The sequence below is a fragment of the Lentzea kentuckyensis genome (assembly GCF_002150765.1).
Lineage (GTDB): Bacteria > Actinomycetota > Actinomycetes > Mycobacteriales > Pseudonocardiaceae > Lentzea > Lentzea kentuckyensis.
Genome location: NZ_MUYM01000064.1, coordinates 121,190 through 143,723, shown reverse-complemented (window position 1 = coordinate 143,723; position 22,534 = coordinate 121,190). Strand labels below are relative to the sequence as shown.

Below are 22,534 nucleotides of genomic sequence, written 5' to 3'. Positions count from 1 at the left end.
GTCGCGTGCTCAGCTGACGGAGCCCCACCAGCCCAGCTGCTTGAGCTGCCGCCTGGCGAGTCGCACCTCGTCGGCGAACCGGTGGTCCCGTGCGGCGATCGACTCGAACAGCTTGACCGCCTTCTTGGTCGCGGCACGAGCGTCACGACGACGGCCGGCCCTGATGTGGAGACGTCCCAGGTTGAGCTGTACCACCGCGACGAACCTCAGGTAGAACGGGTCGCTCATCGCGGCCAGTTGGTAGTCCGCTCCAGCCAACCGCATCTCTTCGATCGCCCCGGCGAGATCACCCGCGGCGGCCAGGTCGCCGGACAACACGCCGCGGACCTCTGCCGACTTGGCGTGCCGTCCCGCCGCGGCGTACAAGGTGACGGATTCCTGGCGCATGATCACCTTCTGGGCCGACGGCAGCCGGGTCGCGCGGCGATCGAGCGCGTCGGCCAGCAACAGGTCGTTGCCCGGCATCGACGCCCTCGCACGGAGCGCGTCGATGCCGGCGCCGGTGCCGTCGGCGCACTGGGCCGGCAGGCACCGCTCCAGGTAGCGCTGGACGCCCGGATCGCTCGCCGGCTTGTCCAGCAGGGCGATGAGCGCGGCGGCGATGGCGTCCTCGACCGCGGCCGACGGCTTGGACAGGGCGGCCCTGTCGGCGCCCACCGGTAACTGATAGCGCTTGCCCTCCCGGGTCTTGTGCACGGACACGTCGTTCGGCCGCGCGCGGCACAGCGCCTCGGCATCGGCGGCCTGGTAGCGCACGCCGGCCGGAGCCATCGCGGTCGCCGTGGCAAGCCAGATCTCGATGGGGAAACCGCCGATGCCCGCTCTGGTCAGGGCGTTCAGCAGCGGCTCCGTGGGCTTCTTCTGGTCTTTGCGCGCGGTCATCTAGTCGTCTCCCCCGGCCACGATCAACATCTCCCGGAATTCCTCTGCCGACACGGAACGCTGGTCTGCCAGCACTTCGTCGACCGCCGTGGCGAGGCGGGCCGGCACCGCGGGTTCACGGGCACGGACCGGCACGGCGGACTCGCGCAGCACCACGGCGACCGGATCGGCACCGGCCGGGAAGTCGCGCGGGGTGGAGCCGGTCAGCATCCAGTACAGGGTCGCCGCGGCGGCCCACACGTCGACCGACGGCGGCGCGTGGCGGAAGTTCAGCACCTGCGCGCGGGGCATGAATCCCAGGCTGCCGCCCTGTGCCCCGGTGTGGGTGAGCCCGGACAGGCCGGCGAGCTCGTAGGCCTTGGCCAGCCCGAAGTCCGCGAGGCGGGCGACGCCGTCGGCGATCAGGACGTTCTGCGGCTTGACATCCCGGTGCACTACGCCGCGCGTGGACCGGGTGGTGCCGTCCGCGAGCCGCACTTCGGGAACCTCCGCGGCATGTGCGTGCGCCAGTCCGGCCAGGACGTCGAGGGTGACGCGCACCGCCTCTCCCGCGGGCAGCCTGCCGACACTGCCGCCCGCGCAGTAGGTGCTCACCAGGTACGGCGCCGGATCGGTGCCTGCGTCACGCAGCTCGACGATGTTCGGGTGCCGCAACGCTCGTGCGGTCGCCACCTCGCGCAGGAAGAGTGCCGCCGCGTCCGGCCTGATGTCGTGCAACACCTTGAGCGCCACGGGTTCGTCGTCGCGATGGGCCAGGAACACCACGCCCTGAGCACCTCGGCCGAGCTCGCGTTCAAGTGCGTAGCCGGCGAACTCGGCAGGTGCCACGACCACGCGCACCGTCGTCGAGCCCAGGCGGACCTCGTCGCCGTCGGCCAGTTCGCGTTCGTCGACGAGGACACCGTTGACGCGGGTTCCGTTGCGGCTGCCCAGATCTAGCACGCGGACCCGCGGCGGGTCGACCGTGAAGCGGCAGTGTTCGCGGGACACCTTCGGGTCGCTCACCCGCACCGCGCACGTCTCACCGCGGCCCGCCGTGACGGACTGGGCCGCGAGGTGGACGTGGCCGGCGCCACCGTCGACCACGAGGTGGATCATCCAGCGCAACGTCAGTCCACGAGCGCCACGTACAACGGTGATCCCAGCAGCACGGTGTCGCCGTCAGCGCTCTTGCCGTGCAGAAGCCGCTTGGCGACGAACTCCATGTTCTGCGCGGGTCCACGGAGATCGACCGTCGTGCGGCGCACCGCCTCGACGGCTTCGGCGTCACCGTCGTACTCGTCGGTGAGCACAGCCGCCACCTCCGGCGCCTTCACGATCCCGTCCAGGAGTGACGGCAGCATCGAACGGCTTATCAGCGGATCCTGGTCGCCGGCCGGTGGTGCCCCGAAGACGTGCGCACGTGAGCCGCCGAGACCGAGCACGGTCTCCTCGGTGCGGCCGCCGAAGTACACGAGGGAGAGGCCGTCCGCGCCCACCAGCGGGCCCCACGTCAGCGGCAGCATGCCCCAGAAGAACTGTCCTGGCTCGTCCACCGTGCCCAGGTCACCGAAGTCGGTCAGGTGGCGGACGACGCGCTCCAGCCGGGCCGTGCGGTCCGCGCCCACCACGGACTCGGCACCGCGTTTGCCCTTGAGGAACTTCAGGTCGACGGCGACCTCGGACGTGCGCTTGCGCGTCGCGCCGAGGTCGATCTGCTGCAGCAACATGTCGACCTTGCTGTCACTGATGTAGACGAAGTACTGGAACGACATCCAACCCCCTTGACCCGATGTGATCGTCTCACCAATGTCCACCCATCGGTCGGATGTTCACGTCATCATGTCGTTGATGACCAATCCGACAGCGATCAGCGAAGTGCGGCAGGAAGTGAAGAACCTCCTGCGGGCAGGGGCGATCCTGCTGCCGGCGATGGATCCGGAGCCGGAGCCGCAGGCGAAGTTCAGCCGGGTGTGCGCCGCGCAGCTCGTCGACCTGGCGATGCGCCGTCATCTGTGGTTCTCGTACGGCCACACGCACGTCGGCGCGAAAGGCCTGCTGGCCACCCGGCATCCGGATCCGCTCGACGATCCCGACGCCGACGAGCAACGCCTGCTCGACGTGGTCTTCGGTGGCGCCCAGGTCGCCCGCATCGCCGAACCCCGGCCCTGGGCGCGGTGGAGTGAGATGGCGGCCATGGTGCGCAAAGGCCTGAAGGCGGACGGTCTCGGCATGCTGCGCATCGAGCGATATCGGGTGTTGCGCGCGCTGAGAGCACTTCGGGAGGACATGCGGGTGATCGCGCGGAGTGGGGAACGGGACTGGAACAGCGCACCCGACGTGTTCCGCGCGGGCTGCTCGTTCGCGGTGCTGTTCAGCCTCGACACCCGCGTCCCGCACTGGCCGATGCCGCCTGAGGAGGAGGGGTTCGTGCCGTCGTTGCTGTCGCTGGCCTGCCACCAGGCCCATCTCGACGCGACCTGAGCCGCCCGTGGACGAGCACACCCTCGACGATCACCTCTTCCCGCTCGCCGACGAGTGGCAGGTCGGTGAGCGCGTCGCGGACCAGTACGAGATCACGGACGTGCACCGCGGCGGCATGGGCGTGGTCTACCGGGCCCGGCATCTGGGCTGGGACGTGGACGTGGCGATCAAACGACCACGACCAGAGCTGTTCCACGCCCAGGCAGACCGCGACAGGTTCGTGCGTGAGGCCAGGACCTGGGTCGATCTCGGCTTGCACCCGCACGTGTGCAACTGCCACTACGTGCGCGCGATCGGCGACGTGCCGAGTGTCGTCGCCGAGTACGTCGAGGGCGGCAGCCTGGCCGACTGGATCCACGACCGCCGCCTCTACGCGGGTTCGGACGCGGAAGTGCTCGCCCGAATCCTCGACGTCGCCGTCCAGTCCGCGTGGGGTCTCGCCCACGCGCACGAGCTCGGCGTCGTGCACCGCGACGTGAAACCGGCGAACATCCTCGTCGGCACCGAGGTCAAGGTCACCGACTTCGGGCTGGCGGGCGCGGCGGCGGGCTCCTATCGAGGCACCCGGCACTACGCGTCGCCGGAACAGGCAGCGGGCGAGGTCACCGACGCGCGTGGCGACGTGTGGAGCTTCGCCGTGAGCGTGCTGCAGATGGTGACCGGGGAGATCACCTGGCTGGCGGGACCCGCCGCGGGCGAAGCCTTGGGAGGCTTGGCCGTTCAGCGTGGACTGGCCGCGCTGCTGGCGTCCTGCCTGGAGTGGGAGCCCGCGAACCGGCCGGCCACCATGGCCGAGGTCGCCGCCGCGCTCGTCGATCTGCACGAGTCCGAGGTGGGGCCCTATCTCAGGCAGCCGGCCTCATCGGCGGTACCTCTCGCCGACGAGCTGAACAACCGCGCCCTGTCGTTGCTCGACCTCGGCCACGACGCCGAAGCCGGACAACTGCTGGACGAAGCGCTGATCGCGGACCCGCAGCACCCCGAGGCGACGTTCAACTCCGGCGTGCTGCGCTGGCGGGCGGGCAAGACCCCAGACGACGCGGTGCTCACGGACCTGAAGGCGACCGATCCACAGCGCGCCAGGCACCTGATCGACCTGGTCCACGCCGAACGCGGCGACACACCACCCGACTTCACGATCCCCGTCGAGCCCCACCTGTACGCGGCTCCGCTGAGTGTGACGCCGAGCGGCGAGTTCGTCCTGATCGGAAGCGCGGGCGCGGTACGGGTGGTCCGGGTCGCGACCGGCGAGTGCGTCCGCGTGCTGGCCGGCCATCCCGAAGCGGTGGAGAAGATCGCGGTCAGCTCCGACGGAACGCACGCGCTCACCGCGAGCATGGGCTGGACCGTGGCGCTGTGGCACCTGCCCTCCGGCCGGTTGGTGCACACCAGGTCCACGCGGAAGATGATGGCCGACGCGCTTCACCTCGACCTGGCGGCTGACGCCGGGCTCGTGATGATGACCAGGTTCTTCGGCGACTTCGACCCGATCCGGCCGCTGCGGCGCGACTTCCGCACCGTCCGGGTGTGGCGCCTCGACAGCCGCCGTCCGGCGCGGAAGCTCCGCCTGGGCTCGGACGTGTCGACGATCCGGGTGAGTCCGGACGGGCGCCGTGCGCTCGTCGGTCAGAACGACGGCGTCGTGCGTGTCTGGGATCTGGCCAGCGGAACCTCGTTGTTCTCCCTTGCCGGACATGCGGCCCCCGTGCAGGAGATCGACATCGGAGCACACCGTGCGGTCACGGCGGTCAGCGGCCTCGCCGGCTCTGACGACTACACGGCACGTGTGTGGGATCTCGGCACCGGCCGATGCGAGCACGTGCTCACCGGCCACGCCGCCCCGCTCACCTCGATCCGCGTGACCCCGGACGGGCAACTGGCGTTGACCGGCAGCGGTGACCACACGGCAAGGCTGTGGGACCTGTCCACCGGCTCCTGCCTGCGGGTGCTCACCGGCCACGCGAACGTGGTCACGTCCGTCTCGCTACCGGGAAACGCACCTCGGCTCGCGGTGACCACGGAGTTGTCCGGCGCCGTGCGGATCTGGGATCTCGCCGCCGGCCGCTGCCTCCGCACGATCACCGACGCGGTGGACTCCGAGAGCAACGTCCTGCTCACCCCAGACGAACAGACGTTGGTGCACGCCGGCCGCGACGCGGTTCGCCTGTGGCGCATCACGCCGACCACGCCGAGCCCGTTGCAACTCTCCCGATCCCGTGCCGCCGCCGCGCTGCTGGCGGTCTCCGAACAGGTGACCGACCTGCTCAGACGCGCGGAACAGCATCCCGAACACGCCCTCGACCTGGTGCGCCAGGCGAGAGACCTGCCGGGACACGAGCGATCACCCGAGGTGATGAAAGCCTGGCGCCGCTTGCCGTCGGCACGGCGCACGTTCCGCACCGCGTGGCTCAGCGCGGTCCTGGACGGCGGGACCGACGCCCTCACCGGTGTCTGCACCACGCAGGACGGCCACGTGTTGTCGGTCGGCCACCAGGACAACGCGGTCTGGGTATGGGATCTCTCCGCAGGCAACCGCGTCGCCACGCTCACCGGGCACACGGAGCGGCTGCTATCGGTGTGCGCGAGCGGTCCCTTCATGGCAGCGGGCGCGGTCGACGGCACTGTGCGGGTGTGGCGATCCGGCAGACTCACACACACGCTGCGAGGCCACGACGGCCAAGTGCCGGCCCTGTGCACCACGCCCGACAGCCGTTACCTCGTCACGGGCGGCGAAGACACGGCGGTACGTGTGTGGGAGCTCGACTCCGGACGGCTGGTGCATGTTCTCGAAGGCCACACCGGCGCGGTGACCGCCGTCGCGACGACACCGGACGGACGGTTCGGCGTGACCATCGGGCGCAACGATCAGTCGGTGCGCCAGTGGGACCTCGCGACCGGCAGGTTCACGCACTTCCTGGAGACCTACCGAACCGAGTCCCTGCACTCGCTGAGCATCACCCCGGACGGCCTCCTGCTCACCGTCGGGCGCTTCAGCCGCCAAGGCGTGCGGGTGCGTGAGCTCAGCTCCCATCGCTTCGTCCGCTATCTCGGCCGCGACGACACCAACCTGACCATGAGCTCGGTCTGCACGAGCACCGACGGCAGCATCGCCCTGGTCACCGAGTCAGCGGAGGCGATCAGCGTCTGGGAGGTCGCCACCGGGCACTCGCTCGGCCGCCTGGAAGACCTGGACGGCGGGTTGAACGCCATCTGCTTCACCCCCGACGACAACCACATCCTCATCGCCGGCCAGGACGGCAGGCTTCGGGTGTGGGACGTCGACTGGGACCTGCACGCGCCCGACGATGGTGAGAGCGCCTGACGGCCTCGACAGCTACCAGACCGAACGCGAGGCGGCGAGCCCCGTTGCGGCCAGAAAAACGCGACGGGAGATTCGTGCTGTCGTCATTGACACCCCGCTGTGACACCCCGCTGTTCACGCCGCGACATTGCGGCGTCCACCAGATGGGAACCGCACGGAAAAGGCCGGACGACTTCATGTGGCGCAGTTCACGGTTCCAGCTAACGAAGTGGACAATCTTCGACATCGAATTCGACGAGCATTCGACGAATGCCGCCTGATGGGATCTCCCATCGTTTGTGTGGAAATGTCAGTTGAGCAACTCCACGAGGTGCACCTCCTGGCGGCGAGGCCACACCTCGCACCCGCCACCGTGAAAAGCGACCCGGACGTCGTCCCCGAAGGTCACCGCGGCCACCTGCCCCACCGGCCCGATCGAGCCGTGCAGCCGCACGAGGTCGCCGGGCACCAGCTCGTCCACCGGCTTCCTGCCGATGTTGCACGCCGAGGACGCGGGCCACACCACCGCCGTGAGCAGCCACCACGACCCGCCGCACAGCGCGGGGGCGGAGGCCACCAGCACACCGGCGGCAACAGGGTGGGCCCTGATCAGGACCGCCGCGCCGACGACTCCCCACAGCAGCCCCGCCAGTGCGGCGAGGTGCGCCGAGCTCACCGGGTGGTCGCCGAACTGGAGCCACCCCGTCGTGCGCACCCAGCCGGCCGAGGTCAGGCCGCGGGGCGAGCTGCCCCGGCTGGCGACGGGTTCCGCGCCGGCACCGTCGTCAGGCTTGCGGAAGAGGTCGACGTGATCGTCACTCCGCACGCCGCCACCTCAGTTTGCCCTTGTCGTCGTGCGTGCAGACGATGACGTTGCCCCGGGGTGACGTCCTGCGCATCCCTTCGAGGAGGCACGGCCCGCCCACCCTGTCGTCGACCCAGTCGTCGGCCGGTGGCGCCGGCGAGGTGGACGACGCCGGAGGCGAAGACGGCGCCGGAGGCGCGGTCGTCGTGGTCGTGGCGGCCGGGGCGCTCGTCGTCGTGACCGCGCCTGGCGGGGACGACGAGGGCTCACCGGAGGGCACCGCGGTCGCCTCGCCGATCGCACAACCGGCTCCCCACAGACCGCGACGTTCCTGCCGCGCGGTGGACTCGGCCGCGGCGAGATCCTCTCTGACCTCGGGGTCGGCCGCCGCCGCGCCGCCGCCCACGACGGTCCGCGCGTAGTCCGACCCGTCCGGAAGCAGCACGTCACCGGCCAGCCGTTCGTCCCCCTGCACGTCACCGTTCTTCACGACGAGCCGGATGGTCTCGCCGCGCAACAGGTCCTGGGCGGCCCGGCGGGACTCCACCAGCCAGCAGCCCTCGTCGCGGCGCAACCCGACGACGCGGACGTGGAAGAACAGTCCGGTGACCGCCTCCACGCCCTCGAACGAGTCCACCTCGGACACCGCGCGGACGATCACCTCGAGGGAGTCGCCCCGGTGCACTGCCTGGTCGAGCTCGCTGTGCCCACCAGCGCCCGGGACCACGTCGACGGAGAAGTCGGCCGCGCTGGTGGTGGCGAGCGCGGCGACGGCGCCCAGGGACGCGATCGTGATCCGCGCACCCTGGCTGCTCCGCCACCAGAAGCGGCGGACCGCCCCGAGGCGCGTCCGGCGAATTATGAGATCAATTGGTCTGAACAATAGCAATTCCCCAGCGTGGCGGGCGTCGGACAATCCATGAGACGAACGAGCACACCAATCCAGAGCAGCTCGTCGATCATCACATCGGCCATGAATGCATGTGCCGTTGACAGAGCAGTGTCATCGGCGCCCACAACACCGTCAAGAACGGAAAAAGTTCAAACTGATATCGGCTCATATTTCACGGAACGCCTTCTGTGATTGCTCGCGCACGCTCCTGAGATCTCGCCCTCGAGGAAGATCGGTGAGGTCAGGACCGCTGCACGAACACGCGCACGTCCCGCTTCCCCAGCGCGACCCGGCCGCCGGCGACGACCTCGGTGCCGTCCAGCAGGTCGGTGAGCGCGACCGGTGCCCGCACCTCGACGGAGTCTCCGCTCCAGTTGTGCACCACGTGGACGTGGCCCCCGTCCGGCGAGGTGCCCGTCGTCGCGGTGACGGTGGGCGGCAGGTCCAGCCATCCCGCCCTGGGCGTGGGTGCCAGCCACCTGGCCAGTGCGACGGCGAGTTCACGGCCGGGAACCGTGCCGACGCAGGTGACGCGGCCGGACCCGTGGCGCCGGGTGGTGATGGCGGGCCAACGACCGAAGTGGTCGTGGTCGTACTCGGCGAGCACGTCCGCGTCCGTCACGGTGTACCCCTCCACCCACTGGGTGGCGACCGCGTTGTCCGGCAGAGCGAGCGGGCCGCCCTCCGACGCGTGCACCCGCAGGTCGCGGGAGAGGTTGCTGAACTCGTCGTAGTAGACGCCCGCCGCCTCGACGAGCCGTGCGGGCGCCCGCTCCGGCCGGATCCTCGCGTCCTGGTCGGCGTACGCCGTGCGCGGCCCGATGACCAGGTGGCCACCGGCCTGCGCGTAGGCGGCCAGCCAGTCGGCGGTCGCGTCGTCGACGAGGTAGAACGCCGGCGCGACCAGCACGGGATACCGGCGCGCGACCTCGTCCAGTTCGGGCAACCGGCGGGCGTGGATCATGCGCACCTGCAGCCCGGCCTCGAAGGCACCGCGGTAGAACGCGTCGAAGATCCGCTGGTACGCGCCACCGTCCGGGTGACCGTCCGAAGTGGACAACGGAGGGTACTTCTGCATGTACCACTTGCTCGGCAGCGAGTACACCATCGCCACGTCCGCGTCCGGCTCGATCCCGGCGACCGCGGCGCCCGCCGTGGCGAACTCGGCACCCAGCCGCGCCAGTTCGGCGTACACCCGGCCCGGCCGGCCACTGTGCGGGAGTACCCCACCCCAGTAGGTCTCGGCGCCGAAGTGCAGCGTGTGCCAGTGCCAGTACTCGATCATCCGGGCACCGCGGGCGACGAACGCCCACGCCGCCTGCCGCCACTGACCGTCGTACGCGGGCCGGTTGTCCGAGGTGCCACCGATGTTGCCGGCGTTGGTCTCGGTGACCAGGAAGGGTTCCTGGCGGGAGGAGAAGATCCAGTCCGCGCCGCGGTAGAACGCCCACACCCCGCGGGTCTTCCAGTCCTGGTCGAGGGTGTCGGGATCCGGCAGGGTGAGCGCGTCCTGCATGTCGTAGTACGGGTTGCCCGCGGTGACGTCGACGTGGTCGGTCAGCTCGTCGTCGTCCACCGCGACGTGCGAGTAGTGCAGGCAGGTCGTGACGAACTGCTCCGGGCGCGCGTACTCCCGCACGATCTCCGCCTGCCAGGCGACGAACTCGGTGGTCTGCCTGGCCTGGAACGCCCGCCACGCGACGTCGTACTGCGGCTGGGCGTTGCCCTCCGGCGTCCACAGATCCTCCCAGGTGGACAGTCGGTGCGACCAGTACACCAGCCCCCACGCGCGGTTCAGGTTCTCGACGTCGCCGTACGTGGCGCGCAGGTGGTCGACGAACCGCTGGAAGACACCGTGGTTGTGGATCAGCCGCACGCCCGGTTCGTTGTCCACCTGGAAGCCGATGACCGAGGGGTGGTCCAGGTACCGGGCGACGATCTTGCGCGTGATCCGTTCCGCGTGGAAGCGGAAGGCCGGATGGGTGAAGTCGACCTCCTGCCGCGCACCCCAGCCGACCCTGCGGCCGTCGGACCCGACGCCGGCGATCTCCGGGTACTGCCTGGCGAGCCACGGCGGCACCGCGTACGTCGGCGTGCCGAGGACGACCGAGATGCCGCGTTCGTGCGCGCCGTCCAGCACCGGCTGGAGCCAGTCGAGGTCGAACCGGCCGTTCTCCGGCTCCCACGTCGACCACACCGACTCGCCGACCCTGATGACGGTGAAACCCGCTTCCGCCATCAGGTCCAGGTCGGTCTTGAGGCGGTCGTGCGGCTGGTACTCGTGGTAGTAGGCAGCACCGAACAACACGCGCGGGGGCAGAACCGCCATCTGGGGACCTCCGTGGATTCGCGAGTTCCGTTTGCGCACAGGCAACTTCGCGATGTTCGACTCGAATCGACGGGCCAGACGGGCGCCCGGACGCCATCACTCTCGGAAACCGTAACTTGTGAGCGCTAACAGCAGTTACTTCGGTTACCCGGTCATCACTTGACCGAACAATTGTTAGCGATAACACTCGTCTCTCGCAAGACGAAGGCAGCGCCCTCCACGGCTCGATGTCGCAGGCATCGTCCCCGGCACTAGGAGTTCGATGTCCCAGCGCGTACCCGAGCTCGTCCGCGAGCGCTTCGGCCGGCTCGGTGACAACGATGTGCACCGGTACGTCCTCGCGTGGCCCGGCGGGCTCACCGTCCGGATCCTCGACTACGGAGGCGTGATCCAGTCGCTGGAGGCGCCGGACCGCGACGGTGTTCCCGCCAACGTGGTGCTCGGCTTCTCCTCGCTCGACGACTACGTGGCGAACAACCGGCCAGGCAGGCCCAGGGCGTTCTTCGGCGCGGTGATCGGCCGCTACGCCAACAGGATCGCCGGTGGCTCCTTCCCCCTGGACGGCGTCGTGCACCGGGTGCCGCTCGACAGCGGCCCGAACACCCTGCACGGCGGACCCGCCGGGTTCGGCACACGTGTGTGGTCCGCGACCGAACTCCACGAACCCGACAGCATCGGGTTGCGGCTGGACCTGGTGAGCCCGGCGGGCGACGGCTTCCCCGGCACCGTCACCGCGCAGGTGACCTACCACCTCGACCGGCACAACCGGTTGAGCATCATCTACCGCGCGACCACGGACGCGCCGACCGTGCTCAACCTGACCAACCACACCTGCTGGAACCTCGCGGGCGAGGGGACCGGCGACGTGTACGACCACTCGCTCACGCTGAACGCGAGCAGGTTCTGCCCGGTCGACGACACCCTGATCCCGGTGGGGAACCCGGTGCCGGTCGAGGACACCCCGTTCGACTTCCGCCTGGCGACGCCGATCGGCGCCCGCATCTACGAGCCCGATCCCCAGCTGTGCCTCGCGAACGGCTACGACCACAACTGGACGCTGGACGGTCCGGGCCACCCCATCCCCTCGTTCGCCGCACAGGCCCAGGACCCGGGATCCGGGCGCCTGCTGACGATGTGGACCACGGAGCCCGGCGTGCAGTTCTACTCCGGCAACTCCCTGACCGAGGACCTGGTCGGCACCGGCGGCCGGCCGTACCACCGCGGTGCCGGCTTCACACTGGAGGCGCAGCACTTCCCGAACTCGCCGAACCGCCCGGACTTTCCCAGCACCATCTTGCGGCCCGGCGAGATCTACCATCAGGAAACCGTCTACCGACTGTCCACTGCGAACTGACTCCCGGTCGCGCCGGCGACCGGATCAGGCCGTCGTACCGGTGACCGTGCTCCCCGACCTGGTGACGTGGTAGGTCACCTCGGCACCACTCCAGTAGTGGAACGTGAGGGTCACTCGGACGTTGTCCCGGACGGCGTTGAAGAAGTCCGGTTTCACGATGGTCCGGCCGTCGGCGTAGTTCGGCGCGAACGTGGTGTCGAACTCCTTGAAGGAAGTCCAGTCGTTCGGACCGGCGTTGGTGCCGTCGTCGTACTTGGCCTCCATCGTGGCGAGCTGGTCGCCGCGGAAGGCCGTCGGGATCTCGAACTGCGCGGTCGTCCCGCCGGCGTCCGAGAGAATCGGTGTGTCGTAGGTGATGACGTAGAGCTTCCAGGGCACACCCTGGGAGAACCGGGCCGTCAGCACCGCGTTCGTGCCGTAGCCCCGCGAGCCGCTCAGCCTGGTGAGCGCCTGCGCGGTCAGGGTGAGCTGGTCGCCCGAGATCGTGTAGTCACTGCCGCGGGTGAGCCTCGTGTCACCGTGGTACAGATCGGTGAACGTCGTGCCGTTGAGGTTGAGCGCGACGGTCTTCGCCGTGATCGCGGCCGAGCGGGCGCTGAACACCTGGTCCGAGTAGGCCGTGCCGGAGCGGGTGGTCCAGCTCGACCTGATCTGCGTGAAGAGCTCCGGATCACTCCACTGGAACGAGGTGCGGCCGAAGTGCTGGCCGTTGTCCCACAGCATGGTGGTGATCTTCTTGGTGCGCGCCTGGTTGCCGAAGTACTCGAAGAACTTCAGCTTCTCGCCCTGTTCGATCGTGCCGGTGTGCCGGTCGAAGCCGAGCAGGCCGTACTCGCCGATGATCACCGGGATGCCGCGTGCCACGAAGCTGTTCGAGATGCGGTCGAACGTGTCGGTCAGGTCCTTCTGCGTGGTGGCGTCGAAGCGCATGCCGCCCGCGATGTTCACGCTGAACGGCCAGTAACCGTAGTAGTGCACGGTCGCGATCAGGTTCGGGTCGTTGAACCCGCGGATCTGCTCGACCAGCGGGTCGACGTACTGCTGCTCGGCCGAGGTGTGCAAGGTCGGCAGGACCAGCAGGCGGGTGGCGTTGTTGCCGCCCGAGCGGCGCACGATGTCGTGGAACGACGCGTTCAGCTCGCTGTTGAGCTGGATCTCCTGCGGCTTGCCCGTGCTGCCGGTGAACTGCGGCTCGTTCCAGCTCTCGAACGTCAGCTTCGGCCCGAACTCCTGGAACGACGCGGCAAGCTGCGTCCAGGCCTTGTTGAACCGGTTGAGCACCTGGTCGTGCTCGGCCGGCATCTTCCAGATCCACTGCCACGAGTCGTGATGGATGTTGATCATCACGTACAGATCGCGCGCCAACGCCCAGCGCACGACCTCCTTGACCCGGTCGAGGTACGCGGCCTCGATCGTGCCGTCCGGTGCCAGGTGCGCGCTCCACGTGACAGGCAGCCGAATGCTCTTGAAGCCCTGCGCCTTCACGTTGTCCAGCAACGCTTCGGTGATGCGCGGGTTGCCCCACGACGTCTCGTCGGCGCCGGTCGAGTCGAGCGTGTTGCCGAGGTTCCAGCCCGGCTGCATCGCCGCGGTGTGTTCCATCGCGCTGAGGGCGGCGCCTCCGTGGACACAGCTGACACCGTTGAGCGAGAACGACAACGGCGCCGTGTTGGCGGCCGACCAGGTGCCGGTGAGGCCGAACGTCACGGTCCCGCCCGCCGCGAGCCGGGCGTTGTAGCCCGCGTCCGCGGCGGCGACCTCGCCGCCGGACTCGGTGACCCGTGCGTTCCAGGCGTGGCCGACCTGTTGACCCGACGGCCACTCCCAGGTCAGCCGCCAGCCGTCGAGCGCGGTGCCGAGGTTGGTCACCGCGACGTTCGCGACGAAGCCACCCCGCCACTCGCCCGTCACCGAGTAGTCGACGCGACAACCGGGGTCCGCGGCGGCGGCCTCGGTCGCTGCGGCGGGAACGACGGTCGCGACCAGGGCGGCCACCCCGATCAATGCCCGCCTGGTGAGGCGAAGTCCGGACATGAACCCTCACAATCTCCGCTGATCGTCATGAGCCCTGCTGGTAGTCGAACCAGTCGAAGTGGACGGTGCCCGTCGCGGCGTACATGCCGATGACCCGTCCGGTGAAGCCGCCGGCCACCTCGGTGGAGAGGTACCGGCCGTCGAGCCCGGCGAGCACGGTGAACGTGCCGTCGGGTTCCTCGAAGCCGACGGAGATGGTGTCCGGCCCGGAACGCGCGTCACGAAGCTCACGCGCCTCGTCCACCCGCACGCCCAGAACCAGTGGGCCCGCCGGTACGGGTCGTGTCGCCACGACCGTCCGCAGTGGACCGATGCGGGCGAGCACCCGCACCTCGCCGGCCGCCGCCTCGATCTCGTAGTGGTGCTCCTCGTCGAACCGGATCGCCAGTCCACCGGTGCCCTCCGCGGCATCGACGCGGGTGCGGGCGGAGCACGAACGGTGTTGCTGGCGTCGGCCGGCGAACACGACGGCCGGATCGTCCATACTGGACCCGCGGGCGCGCAGGGTGAGCCACCCGGCTCGGTCCTTGGTGGTGCAGTGCTGGTCGGAGCGGTCGCGCAGGGAGATCCAGCACGGCCTCAGCTCGGTGTCGTCGAAGTCGTCACGCTCGGCGAACACGGCGCTCGGCGGGGCGGAGACGAGGTCGCCCACCACCGGCCAGCCGTCGACCCAGCTCACCGGCGCGAGGAACGTCTCCCTGCCGAGCACGTGCCAGCCGGGGGTGCCGCCACCGGGCCGCACGCCGAGCAGCACCATCCACCACGACCCGTCCGATGCCTGCACCAGATCCGCGTGACCGGTGTTCTGCACCGGATCATCAGTGCTCCGGTGCGACAGAATCGGGTTGGCTGGGCACGGTTCGAACGGGCCGTCCGGCGCGGGACCGCGCGCGATCGAGACGCCGTGGCCCCGTTCGGTGCCACCTTCGGCGATCAACAGGTACCAGTGGTCGCCGATCCGGTACAGGTGCGGCGCCTCCGGGGCCTTGGCACCGGGCGTGCCGGACCAGAGTCGCCTGGGCTCACCGAAGGTCTCCCCCGTCACCGGGTCGACGCGGTACTGCGCCACTCCGGCGACCGTGCACCAGCAGCCGCCCTCGTCGTCCCAGGCGAGGTCGGGGTCGATGCCACCGACCCCGGGAAGACGGATCGGGTCCGACCACGGCCCGGCCGGGTCGGTGGCGGTGTACACGACGTTGCCACCGCCGTCGCTCACGTTCGTGACGCACAGCCAGAACCGGCCGTCGTGGTGGCGCAGCGTCGGTGCGTAGAGTCCGCCCGACGACGGTGTCTCCGCGCTCATCGACAGCTGGCTGGGCCGGTCCAGCGCGTTGCCGAGCTGGGTCCAGGTCACCAGGTCCCGGCTGTGGAAGATCGGGATGCCGGGGAAGTACTCGAAACTCGAACACGCCAGGTAGTAGTCCTCCCCCACCCGGCACACGCTCGGGTCGGGGTGCATTCCGGGGATCACCGGGTTCGTCACGGGACCGTTCCTTCCCTCAGCACCACGCAGCCACCGGCGGGCACTTCCCCGACCGGCCCGCCCGTGAGCAGGTCGTGAGCGGCACTCGGCAGCGAGACAGGTTCGGCGCGATGGTTGAGCACGACGTGCCAGCGGCACTCCTCGCCGTCGCGGGTGACGGCCTCGACGCCGGGCGGCAGACCGGCCAGCACCGGACGGACGCCGGCGGCCTCCAGCAGTTCGGCGACCAGGCCCGCGTAGTCCACCGCGTCGAGGCGGGTGGACAGGTACCAGGCGGTGCCCGCACCGCACCGGTTCGTGGTCAACGCGGGAGATCCGGCCAGAGCGCCGTCGGTGTAGGCGGCGATCGTCTCGGCGCTGTCGGTGCGCAGCGACTCGCTCCAGGTCGTGCCGTGCGAACCGTCGGACAGCGAGATCCGCTCGCCGCGTGCGAGCGGCCGATACTCCTCGACCCTGATGCCGAGCGCCTCGCGCAGTGGCGCGGCCGGGTAACCACCGAGGCGGGCGTGCGCCAAGCTGTCGACGACTCCGCTGAAGTGCTGCACCAGCAGGGTGCCGCCGTTCTCGGCGTAGCGCCGCAGGTTCTCCGCGCCCGCGTCGGACAGCAGGTACAGCGCGGGCGCGACCACGAGCCGGTAGCGGCTCAGCTCGGCTTCCGGGTGGGCGAAGTCGGTGACCACCCCGGCGTCCCACAACGCGCGGTGGGCTCGGCGCAGAGCCGAGTGGTAGTCGAGCTCGGACGAAGGCAGGCCGTCCGAGTTCAACGCCCACCACGCGTCGGAGTCGTGCAGCACGGCCACGTGCGCCGTGACGGTCGAGCCGGCCAGTTCGCCGAGCCTGCCGACGGCCGCACCGGTTTCCCGCACCTCGCGGAAGACGCGGCTGTCCGGTCCCGCGTGCGGGACCATCGCCGAGTGCCACTGTTCGGCGCCCGCCTTCGACTGGCGCCACTGGAAGAACAGCGCTCCCTCCGACCCGCGCGCGATGTGCGCGAGCGAGTGGCGCAGGATCTCCCCCGGTTGTTTGGCGAGAACGCGATCTCCGCCGTAGACCGTGCTGGTGCCCTGTTCCATCAGCAGCCACGGTTTGCCGCCCGCGAACGACCGGGCGCGGTCCGCGGCGAAGGCGGTGTCCGCGGCGGCGTCGAGGCCGGGCGCGTCCGGGTAGTGGTCGATCGAGACCAGGTCGACCTCACGACTGAGTGCCCACAGGTCGATGTTCTGGTAGCCGGGCACCATCATGTTGGTCGTCACCGGACGGTCGCTGTGGGCGCGGATGGCGTCGCGCTGCTCGGTGTAGGCGGCGATCACCTCGTCGGAGAAGAACCGGCTGAAGTCCAGCGTGTGACCGGGGTTGCGGTGCCACTGGGTGGCGCGCGGCGGCAGGATCTGCTCCCAGCTGCCGTACCGCTGGCTCCAGAACGCCGTGCCCCACGCCGCGTTGAGCACCTCCAGCGAGCCGTACTTCGCCCGCAGCCAGACCCGGAAGGCGGCGGCCGTGTGCTCGCACCAGCACAACGTCGCGTACTCGTTGTGCACGTGCCACAACGCCAGCGCCGGGTGGTCGCCGTAGCGTTCCGCGAGCGCGGAGGCGATGCGCCGCGCGGCGGTGCGGTAGGCCGGCGAGGTGAGGCAGTAGGTGTCCCTGCTGCCGTGGGTCAGCCTGGTGCCGTCCGGGGTGACCGGCAGGGCGTCCGGGTGAGCCAGCGTGAACCACGGCGGCGGCGAGGCGGTCGGTGTGGCGAGGTCGACGTGGACACCGTTGGCGTGCAGGCGTTCCAGGTGCGCGTCGAGCCAGGCGAAGTCGTAGCGGCCTTCTTCCGGTTCGAGCAGTGCCCAGGAGAACACGCCGACCGTGGCCAGGTTGACCCCGGCCGCCCGCATCAGCTCGTCGTCCTCCTTCCAGACCTGCTCGTCCCACTGCTCGGGGTTGTAGTCGCCACCGAAGGCGAGCCCGCCCAGCCGTCCGGTGATCACGGCTCCCCCCGCACGGGCAGATCGGCGCCGTCGCGCAGGAACAGCGGGATGCGCTCGATCGGCGCCGCGACCGTCACCGTCCGCCCGCCCTCGTGCTCCTCGCCGGTCCACGCGTCGGTCCACCGGGCTCCGGCCGGCAGGTAGACCTCGCGTTCGCGGACACCGGCCTCGGTGATCGGCGCGACCAGCAGGTCGGGGCCGAGCAGGAAGGCGTCCTCCACGTCCCACGCGCCCACGTCGCTGGGAAACTCCAGGAACAACGGCCGCATCGGCGGCACGCCGGTCTCGCTCGTGATCCGCATCTGGTCCATCACGTACGGACGCAGGCGTTCCCGCAGCCGCAGATGCGCGGCGAGGATCTCGTAGGCCTCCTCGCCGTAGGACCAGACCTCGTTGGCCAGACCGGTCATCGCGGGTTCGAGCACCTGCTCGTCGCCGCGGAAACCGTGCAGGCGGAACAACGGGCAGAAGGTGCCGTACTGGAACCAGCGCACGAGGACCTCGCGGTAGGCCGGGTCGTCCGGATCGCCGCCGTGGAAGCCGCCGATGTCCGTGGTCCACCAGGGAATTCCGGACATCATCACGTTCAGGCCCGCCTTGATCTGCGTGCGCAGCGAGGCGAAGTCCGTGCCGATGTCCCCTGACCACAGCGCGGCGCCGTACCGCTGCGCGCCCGCCCACGAGGAGCGGTTGAGCGAGATGATCTCGTGCTCCCCGGCCGCCTTCAGTCCGTCGTGGACAGTGCGGGCGTTCTCGCGCGGGTAGAGGTTGCCGACCTCCAGCCCTGGGCCGGCGTGGTAGCGCAGGTTGTACTGGTGGCCGGGCTTGAGCTCGGGTTCCCCCGCGTCCAGCCAGAAGACCTTGATGCCGGACTCGTGGTAGCCGCGCCGGATGCGTTCCCACACGTACGCGCGGGCCTCGGGGTTGGTGGCGTCGTAGAAGGCGACCTGGGCGGAGTAGGCGCCAAGACCCTTGTCCGGCCAGTCCGCGTGCGCCATCGGCCCGAACTCCGTGCCGATGAAGAAACCCTGGTCCAGCATGGGGTGGTAGTTCTCGCTGGCCGGGCTGACCGACGGCCACACCGAGACCATCAGCTTGACGCCCAGCTCGTCTAGCTCGCGCACCATGGCCGCCGGATCGGGCCACTCGGCGGGATCGAACTTCCACTCGCCGAGATGGGTCCAGTGGAAGAAGTCGCAGACGATCACGGACAACGGCAGCCCGCGCCTCCGGTACTCGCGCGCGACCTCCAGCAGCTCGTCCTGGGTGCGGTAGCGCAGCTTGCACTGCCAGAAACCGGAAGCCCACTCGGGGAGTTCGGGTGCGTGGCCGGTCGCGTCCGCGTAGGCGCGCAGCACGTCCGCGGGTTCGCCCGCGGTGATCCAGTAGTCGATCTGGCGGGCGCTGTCGGCCACCCAGCGGGTGCCGGTCTCGGCGAGCTCCACCCTGCCGATCGCGGGCGAGTTCCACAGCAGGCCGTAGCCGCGGTCGGAGATCATCAGCGGGATGGTGACCTCGGCGTTGCGCTGCACCAGGTCGATGACAGCGCCCTTCTGGTTCAGCATCCCGTGGGTGTGCTGGCCGAGGCCGTAGAGCCGTTCCCCCTGGTACGCCTGGAAACGCTGCTCCAGACGGTGGTGGCCGTTGCCCGTCGCGGTGGCCAGCCGCGGGCCGGGCCACCAGAAGTGGGCGGGCTGCTCGGCGAGCAGTTCGGTGCCGTCCTCGGTGCGCAGGAACGTCAGCGAGCCCGCGGACGCTCCCAGCTCCGGGGTGAGCTTTCCTTCGGTGTGCGCGTCGATCCGGACGGTGAGCCGGCCGTTGACGAGCGTCGCGTGGTGCTCGGCGATCTTGATCTCGACCTCGTCGCCGTCCGGTGGTGTGTCCAGCAAAGCTCCCGGCAGGTCGTCGTGCAGCGGCCCGGCCGGCGTGGCCCTGACCCGGACTGCGTGCGGGCCCCAGGCCTCGACGCGCAGGGTCTCGCCCCTGGCACGCCATTCGAGCGCGGTGCCGAGGTCTCGGAAGAACGTGGGCATGCGGGGGCTCCTCGCGGTGGTGAAGTGCGGGAAGGTCGGGTCAGGACGAGCGCGGCGCGCGTCCGGTGCTGTCGCGCACGGTCAGGGTGGGCGTGAGCAGGACCAGGTCGTCGGTGGGCGTCTCGCCGTCGTTCACCGCGGTCAGCCTGCGCATGATCTGGTCGACGGCGACCCGGCCGAGCTCCTGCGCCGAGCCGGTCACCGCCGTGAGCCTGGGGGCGAACTGCTCGGCGAGCTGGTCCTGGCACAGGGCGATCACCGACGCGTCCTCGGGCACGGTGCGCCCGCTGGCACGCAGCAGCGTGAGCAACGGGCCGATCGCGCTTTCGTTCTGCACCACGAAACCCGTGGTGCCCGGACGGTCGGCGAGGATGCGGGCGAGCGTCCCTGCCGTGCTTTCGTAGGTGCCTTCGCACGTCCGGTGCAGGAACCGCAGGCCGCGCTGCTCGGCACGGTCGCGGAACCCGGCCAGCGTGCGCTCGGCGTAGCCCGCGTGCCGGTGGTAGACCCCGGAACCGTAACCGATGAACGCGATCTCCTCGTGGCCGAGATCGGCGAGGTGGTCCGCGCACAGTGCGCCGGCGGCGGAGAAGTCGTGGTCCACACAGGACAGTCCGGTGGTCTCCTGCGGCAGGCCGATGAGCGCGGCCTGGATGTCCTGCGACCGCACCACGGGGATGCGCACGTCGTCGAGTTCGACGTCCATCAGGATCACTCCGTCGGCGAGGCCGCTGCCGTCGATCCGGCGCACCCCGTCGGGGCCCTCGTCGTTGGTGATCAACAGCACGTCGTAGCCGTGCTGACGGGCCGCCATGGTCACCGCGATCGCGATCTCCATCATCACCGGGACGTAGACGTCCGTGCGCAACGGCACCATCAGCGCCACGATGTGCGACCGCCGGGCGGCGAGTGCCCGTGCGCCGGCGTGCGGGTGGTAGCCCAGTTCCCGCACGGCATTGCGCACTCTGTCACTGGTCTCCTCGGAGATCGCGCGCTTGCCGGTCAGCACATAACTCACCGTGCTGGACGACACGCCCGCGTGCCTGGCCACGTCCGCAATGGTCACCATGAATGTTTCAGCCCTTGATCGCGCCGGTCAGAACGCCCGTGCGGAAGTGCTTCTGCACGAACGGATAAACGATGAGCAACGGAACCAGCGTCAGCACCACCACGGCCATCTGCAGCGACAGTGGTGCCGTCTGGGAGAACTGGGTGCCGAACCCGCCGTTGACCGAGCCCGGCATTCCGTTCCCCCGGTTGACATAGGTCAGCAGCACGTACTGCAACGGCCACTTCTCACTGTCCGTCGGCATGTACAACATGACGTTGAAGAACGAGTTCCAGTAGCCGACACCGTAGAAGAGCGCCATCACCGCGGTCACCGCGCGCGAGGTGGGCAACACGATCGACCACAGGATCCGCCAGTCACCCGCGCCGTCGATCCGCGCCGCCTCGATCAGGTCGGCCGACGTGCTCGAGTAGAAGGCGCGCAGGATGAGGATGTTGAACACCGACACCGCGCCCGGCAGGATCAGCGCCCACCACTGCCCGTACCCACCGAGCCCGGTGACCACCAGGAAGGTCGGGATCAGGCCGCCGTTGACGAACATCGTGATGATCAGCAACGTCAGGATGAAGCGGTGACCGAGCGAGCCCGACCGCGACAGGCCGTAGGCGCACATCACCGAGACCACCATCGAGACCAGCGTGCCGATCGCGGTGATCCCGAGGCTGACGACGAGCGCGGTGCGGACCGTCGAGTCGGAGAGCATCACCCGGTAGGCCTCGAAGGTGATGCCGTCCGGCCAGATCACCAGGCCGCCGGCGCGGTTGACCGCGGCCTGGGTGGACAGGCTGGTCACGACGATGATCCACAACGGGATCAGCATGATCAGCAGCACGCCGCCCAGCGTGATGCCCTTCGCGGCCTCGCCGGCGACCGTGGGCGGCTCCTCCCAGGCCTGGCGCGCGTTCTTTCTCTTCCTGCGCACTACCTGGGGTGCAACGGTTTTCACGCTCGCACCAGTGCGTTGGATCATGAGTGTGTCCGTCATCGCCTGTACAACCCGTCTTCGCCGAAAGCGTGCGCCAGCTTGTTCGCGCCCCAGATCAGCAGCAGCGAGATGACGCTCTTGAACAGACCCGCCGCCGCGCCGTAGCTGTAGTCGTTGGTGGCGATACCGAAGTAGAAGGAGAAGGTGTCCAGCACCTCGGCGCTGTCGTGGCCGACCGCGGTCCGCTGGATCAGGAACTGCTCGAAGCCGACGGTCAGCGCGTTGCCCAGGCGCAGCACCAGCATCAGCACGACGACGCTGCGCAGGCCGGGCAACGTGATGTGCCACATCCGCCGCCACCGCCCGGCACCGTCCGCCGCGGCAGCCTCGTACAGATCGGTGTTGATCGCGGCCAGCGCCGCCAGGAACACGATGATCCCCCAGCCCGCTTCCTTCCAGATCACCTGTGAGGTGACCAGGAGCGCGAAGGTGTCCGGGTTGGTCATGATGTCCCACGTGCCGACGTCGTTGGCCCGCAGGAACTGGTTGAGCGCGCCCGCGCCGCCGAGCATCTGCTGGAAGATCGTGATCGCCAGCACCCACGAGAAGAAGTGCGGCAGGTACACCACGGACTGGATGAAGTTGCGGATCCTCAGCGACAGCACCGAGTTCAGCAGCAGCGCCAGCGCGATCGGTATCGGGAAGAACAGCACCAGCTGCACGAAGCTGAGGTAGAGCGTGTTGCGCAGCGCTCCCCAGAACAGCGGGTCGCCGATCAGCCGTTCGAACTGGTAGAGGCCGGCCCACGGACTGTTCCAGACCCCGGCCAGCGGGTCGTACTCCTGGAACGCCGTGACGAGCCCGAACAACGGCACGTAGTTGAACGCCAGCAGCAGGACGACGACCGGCAGCGTCATCAGGATCAGCGACCGGTCGCGGCGCAGCCTGACCCGCCAGCTCACTTTCGCGGGTCGGCCCACCCGACCCG

Annotated in this window: 16 protein-coding genes; 3 read left to right on the top strand and 13 right to left on the bottom strand. The window is 69.6% G+C overall.

Going from position 1 to position 22,534, the window contains the following annotated elements; all coding sequences use genetic code 11:
* Window positions 1-9: 9 nt before the first annotated feature.
* From B0F77_RS28810 to B0F77_RS28800, 3 genes are read right to left on the bottom strand one after another with little or no spacing between them, the layout of a single operon-like run.
* Window positions 10-882, bottom strand: a complete 873-nt coding sequence (locus tag B0F77_RS28810; protein WP_086666133.1) for a hypothetical protein — start codon at window positions 880-882, stop codon at window positions 10-12.
* Window positions 883-1,980 (bottom strand): protein kinase domain-containing protein, encoded by a 1,098-nt coding sequence (locus tag B0F77_RS28805; protein WP_143466949.1) that lies wholly within the window; start codon window positions 1,978-1,980, stop codon window positions 883-885.
* An 11-nt stretch (window positions 1,981-1,991) separates the two neighbouring features.
* A complete protein-coding gene (locus tag B0F77_RS28800) occupies window positions 1,992-2,636 on the bottom strand; it encodes a DUF7019 family protein (protein ID WP_086666131.1) in 645 nt (214 codons plus the stop codon).
* A gap of 76 nt (window positions 2,637-2,712) precedes the next feature.
* Between B0F77_RS28800 and B0F77_RS28795 the strand changes: the two genes are divergently transcribed.
* Together B0F77_RS28795 and B0F77_RS28790 are read left to right on the top strand one after the other, a co-directional pair.
* The gene (locus tag B0F77_RS28795; protein WP_143466948.1) at window positions 2,713-3,345 is read left to right on the top strand and encodes a hypothetical protein; all 633 of its coding nucleotides are present in this window, start codon (window positions 2,713-2,715) and stop codon (window positions 3,343-3,345) included.
* Between the two features lie 7 nt (window positions 3,346-3,352).
* Window positions 3,353-6,667, top strand: coding sequence for a protein kinase domain-containing protein (locus B0F77_RS28790; RefSeq protein WP_086666129.1), 3,315 nt, complete (start codon window positions 3,353-3,355; stop codon window positions 6,665-6,667).
* Window positions 6,668-6,956: 289 nt separating this feature from the next.
* Here B0F77_RS28790 and B0F77_RS28785 read toward each other — a convergent pair whose 3' ends face one another.
* The 3 genes from B0F77_RS28785 to B0F77_RS28775 all read right to left on the bottom strand — a co-directional run bounded on the left by B0F77_RS28785 (window position 6,957) and on the right by B0F77_RS28775 (window position 10,672).
* Complete coding sequence (locus B0F77_RS28785; protein WP_086666128.1) at window positions 6,957-7,472, bottom strand: hypothetical protein; 516 nt, start codon at window positions 7,470-7,472, stop codon at window positions 6,957-6,959.
* Window positions 7,462-8,334, bottom strand: a complete 873-nt coding sequence (locus B0F77_RS28780) for a thermonuclease family protein (protein ID WP_086666127.1) — start codon at window positions 8,332-8,334, stop codon at window positions 7,462-7,464. The genes B0F77_RS28785 and B0F77_RS28780 overlap by 11 nt, the downstream gene beginning before the upstream one ends.
* 250 nt (window positions 8,335-8,584) lie before the next feature.
* Window positions 8,585-10,672 carry a beta-galactosidase gene (locus tag B0F77_RS28775; protein ID WP_086666126.1) on the bottom strand — a complete coding sequence of 696 codons (2,088 nt, stop codon included), beginning with the start codon at window positions 10,670-10,672 and terminating at the stop codon, window positions 8,585-8,587.
* A gap of 262 nt (window positions 10,673-10,934) precedes the next feature.
* Here B0F77_RS28775 and B0F77_RS28770 point away from each other — a divergent pair, with 262 nt between their 5' ends.
* Window positions 10,935-12,026, top strand: a complete 1,092-nt coding sequence (locus tag B0F77_RS28770) for an aldose epimerase family protein (RefSeq protein WP_086666125.1) — start codon at window positions 10,935-10,937, stop codon at window positions 12,024-12,026.
* Between the two features lie 24 nt (window positions 12,027-12,050).
* Here B0F77_RS28770 and B0F77_RS28765 read toward each other — a convergent pair whose 3' ends face one another.
* The 7 genes from B0F77_RS28765 to B0F77_RS28735 are packed head-to-tail and all read right to left on the bottom strand — an operon-like array spanning window position 12,051 to window position 22,526.
* Window positions 12,051-14,060: a cellulase family glycosylhydrolase gene (locus tag B0F77_RS28765; protein WP_086666124.1), complete on the bottom strand. Its 2,010-nt coding sequence runs from the start codon at window positions 14,058-14,060 to the stop codon at window positions 12,051-12,053.
* Between the two features lie 25 nt (window positions 14,061-14,085).
* Window positions 14,086-15,543 (bottom strand): glycoside hydrolase family 43 protein, encoded by a 1,458-nt coding sequence (locus B0F77_RS28760; protein WP_211294079.1) that lies wholly within the window; start codon window positions 15,541-15,543, stop codon window positions 14,086-14,088.
* A complete protein-coding gene (locus B0F77_RS28755) occupies window positions 15,540-17,519 on the bottom strand; it encodes a beta-galactosidase (protein ID WP_245848767.1) in 1,980 nt (659 codons plus the stop codon). Before B0F77_RS28755 ends, B0F77_RS28760 begins: the two co-directional genes overlap by 4 nt.
* Window positions 17,516-19,552, bottom strand: coding sequence for a glycoside hydrolase family 31 protein (locus B0F77_RS28750; protein WP_086666123.1), 2,037 nt, complete (start codon window positions 19,550-19,552; stop codon window positions 17,516-17,518). The genes B0F77_RS28755 and B0F77_RS28750 overlap by 4 nt, the downstream gene beginning before the upstream one ends.
* Before the next feature lie 40 nt (window positions 19,553-19,592).
* Entirely contained in the window at window positions 19,593-20,621 is a 1,029-nt protein-coding gene (locus B0F77_RS28745) for a LacI family DNA-binding transcriptional regulator (protein ID WP_086666122.1), read from the bottom strand.
* A gap of 7 nt (window positions 20,622-20,628) precedes the next feature.
* Window positions 20,629-21,543: a carbohydrate ABC transporter permease gene (locus B0F77_RS28740; RefSeq protein WP_211294077.1), complete on the bottom strand. Its 915-nt coding sequence runs from the start codon at window positions 21,541-21,543 to the stop codon at window positions 20,629-20,631.
* Between the two features lie 59 nt (window positions 21,544-21,602).
* Window positions 21,603-22,526: an ABC transporter permease gene (locus B0F77_RS28735; RefSeq protein WP_245848766.1), complete on the bottom strand. Its 924-nt coding sequence runs from the start codon at window positions 22,524-22,526 to the stop codon at window positions 21,603-21,605.
* Window positions 22,527-22,534 lie beyond the last annotated feature (8 nt).

What these genes read in the sequence shown, in the direction of transcription:
- B0F77_RS28810 (WP_086666133.1), bottom strand. Translation starts at nt 882, where the DNA reads ATGACCGCGCGCAAAGACCAGAAGAAGCCCACGGAGCCGCTGCTGAAC.
- B0F77_RS28805 (WP_143466949.1), bottom strand. Translation starts at nt 1,980, where the DNA reads ATGATCCACCTCGTGGTCGACGGTGGCGCCGGCCACGTCCACCTCGCG.
- B0F77_RS28770 (WP_086666125.1), top strand. Translation starts at nt 10,935, where the DNA reads ATGTCCCAGCGCGTACCCGAGCTCGTCCGCGAGCGCTTCGGCCGGCTC.
- B0F77_RS28795 (WP_143466948.1), top strand. Translation starts at nt 2,713, where the DNA reads ATGACCAATCCGACAGCGATCAGCGAAGTGCGGCAGGAAGTGAAGAAC.
- B0F77_RS28800 (WP_086666131.1), bottom strand. Translation starts at nt 2,636, where the DNA reads ATGTCGTTCCAGTACTTCGTCTACATCAGTGACAGCAAGGTCGACATG.
- B0F77_RS28745 (WP_086666122.1), bottom strand. Translation starts at nt 20,621, where the DNA reads ATGGTGACCATTGCGGACGTGGCCAGGCACGCGGGCGTGTCGTCCAGC.
- B0F77_RS28750 (WP_086666123.1), bottom strand. Translation starts at nt 19,552, where the DNA reads ATGCCCACGTTCTTCCGAGACCTCGGCACCGCGCTCGAATGGCGTGCC.
- B0F77_RS28775 (WP_086666126.1), bottom strand. Translation starts at nt 10,672, where the DNA reads ATGGCGGTTCTGCCCCCGCGCGTGTTGTTCGGTGCTGCCTACTACCAC.
- B0F77_RS28765 (WP_086666124.1), bottom strand. Translation starts at nt 14,060, where the DNA reads ATGTCCGGACTTCGCCTCACCAGGCGGGCATTGATCGGGGTGGCCGCC.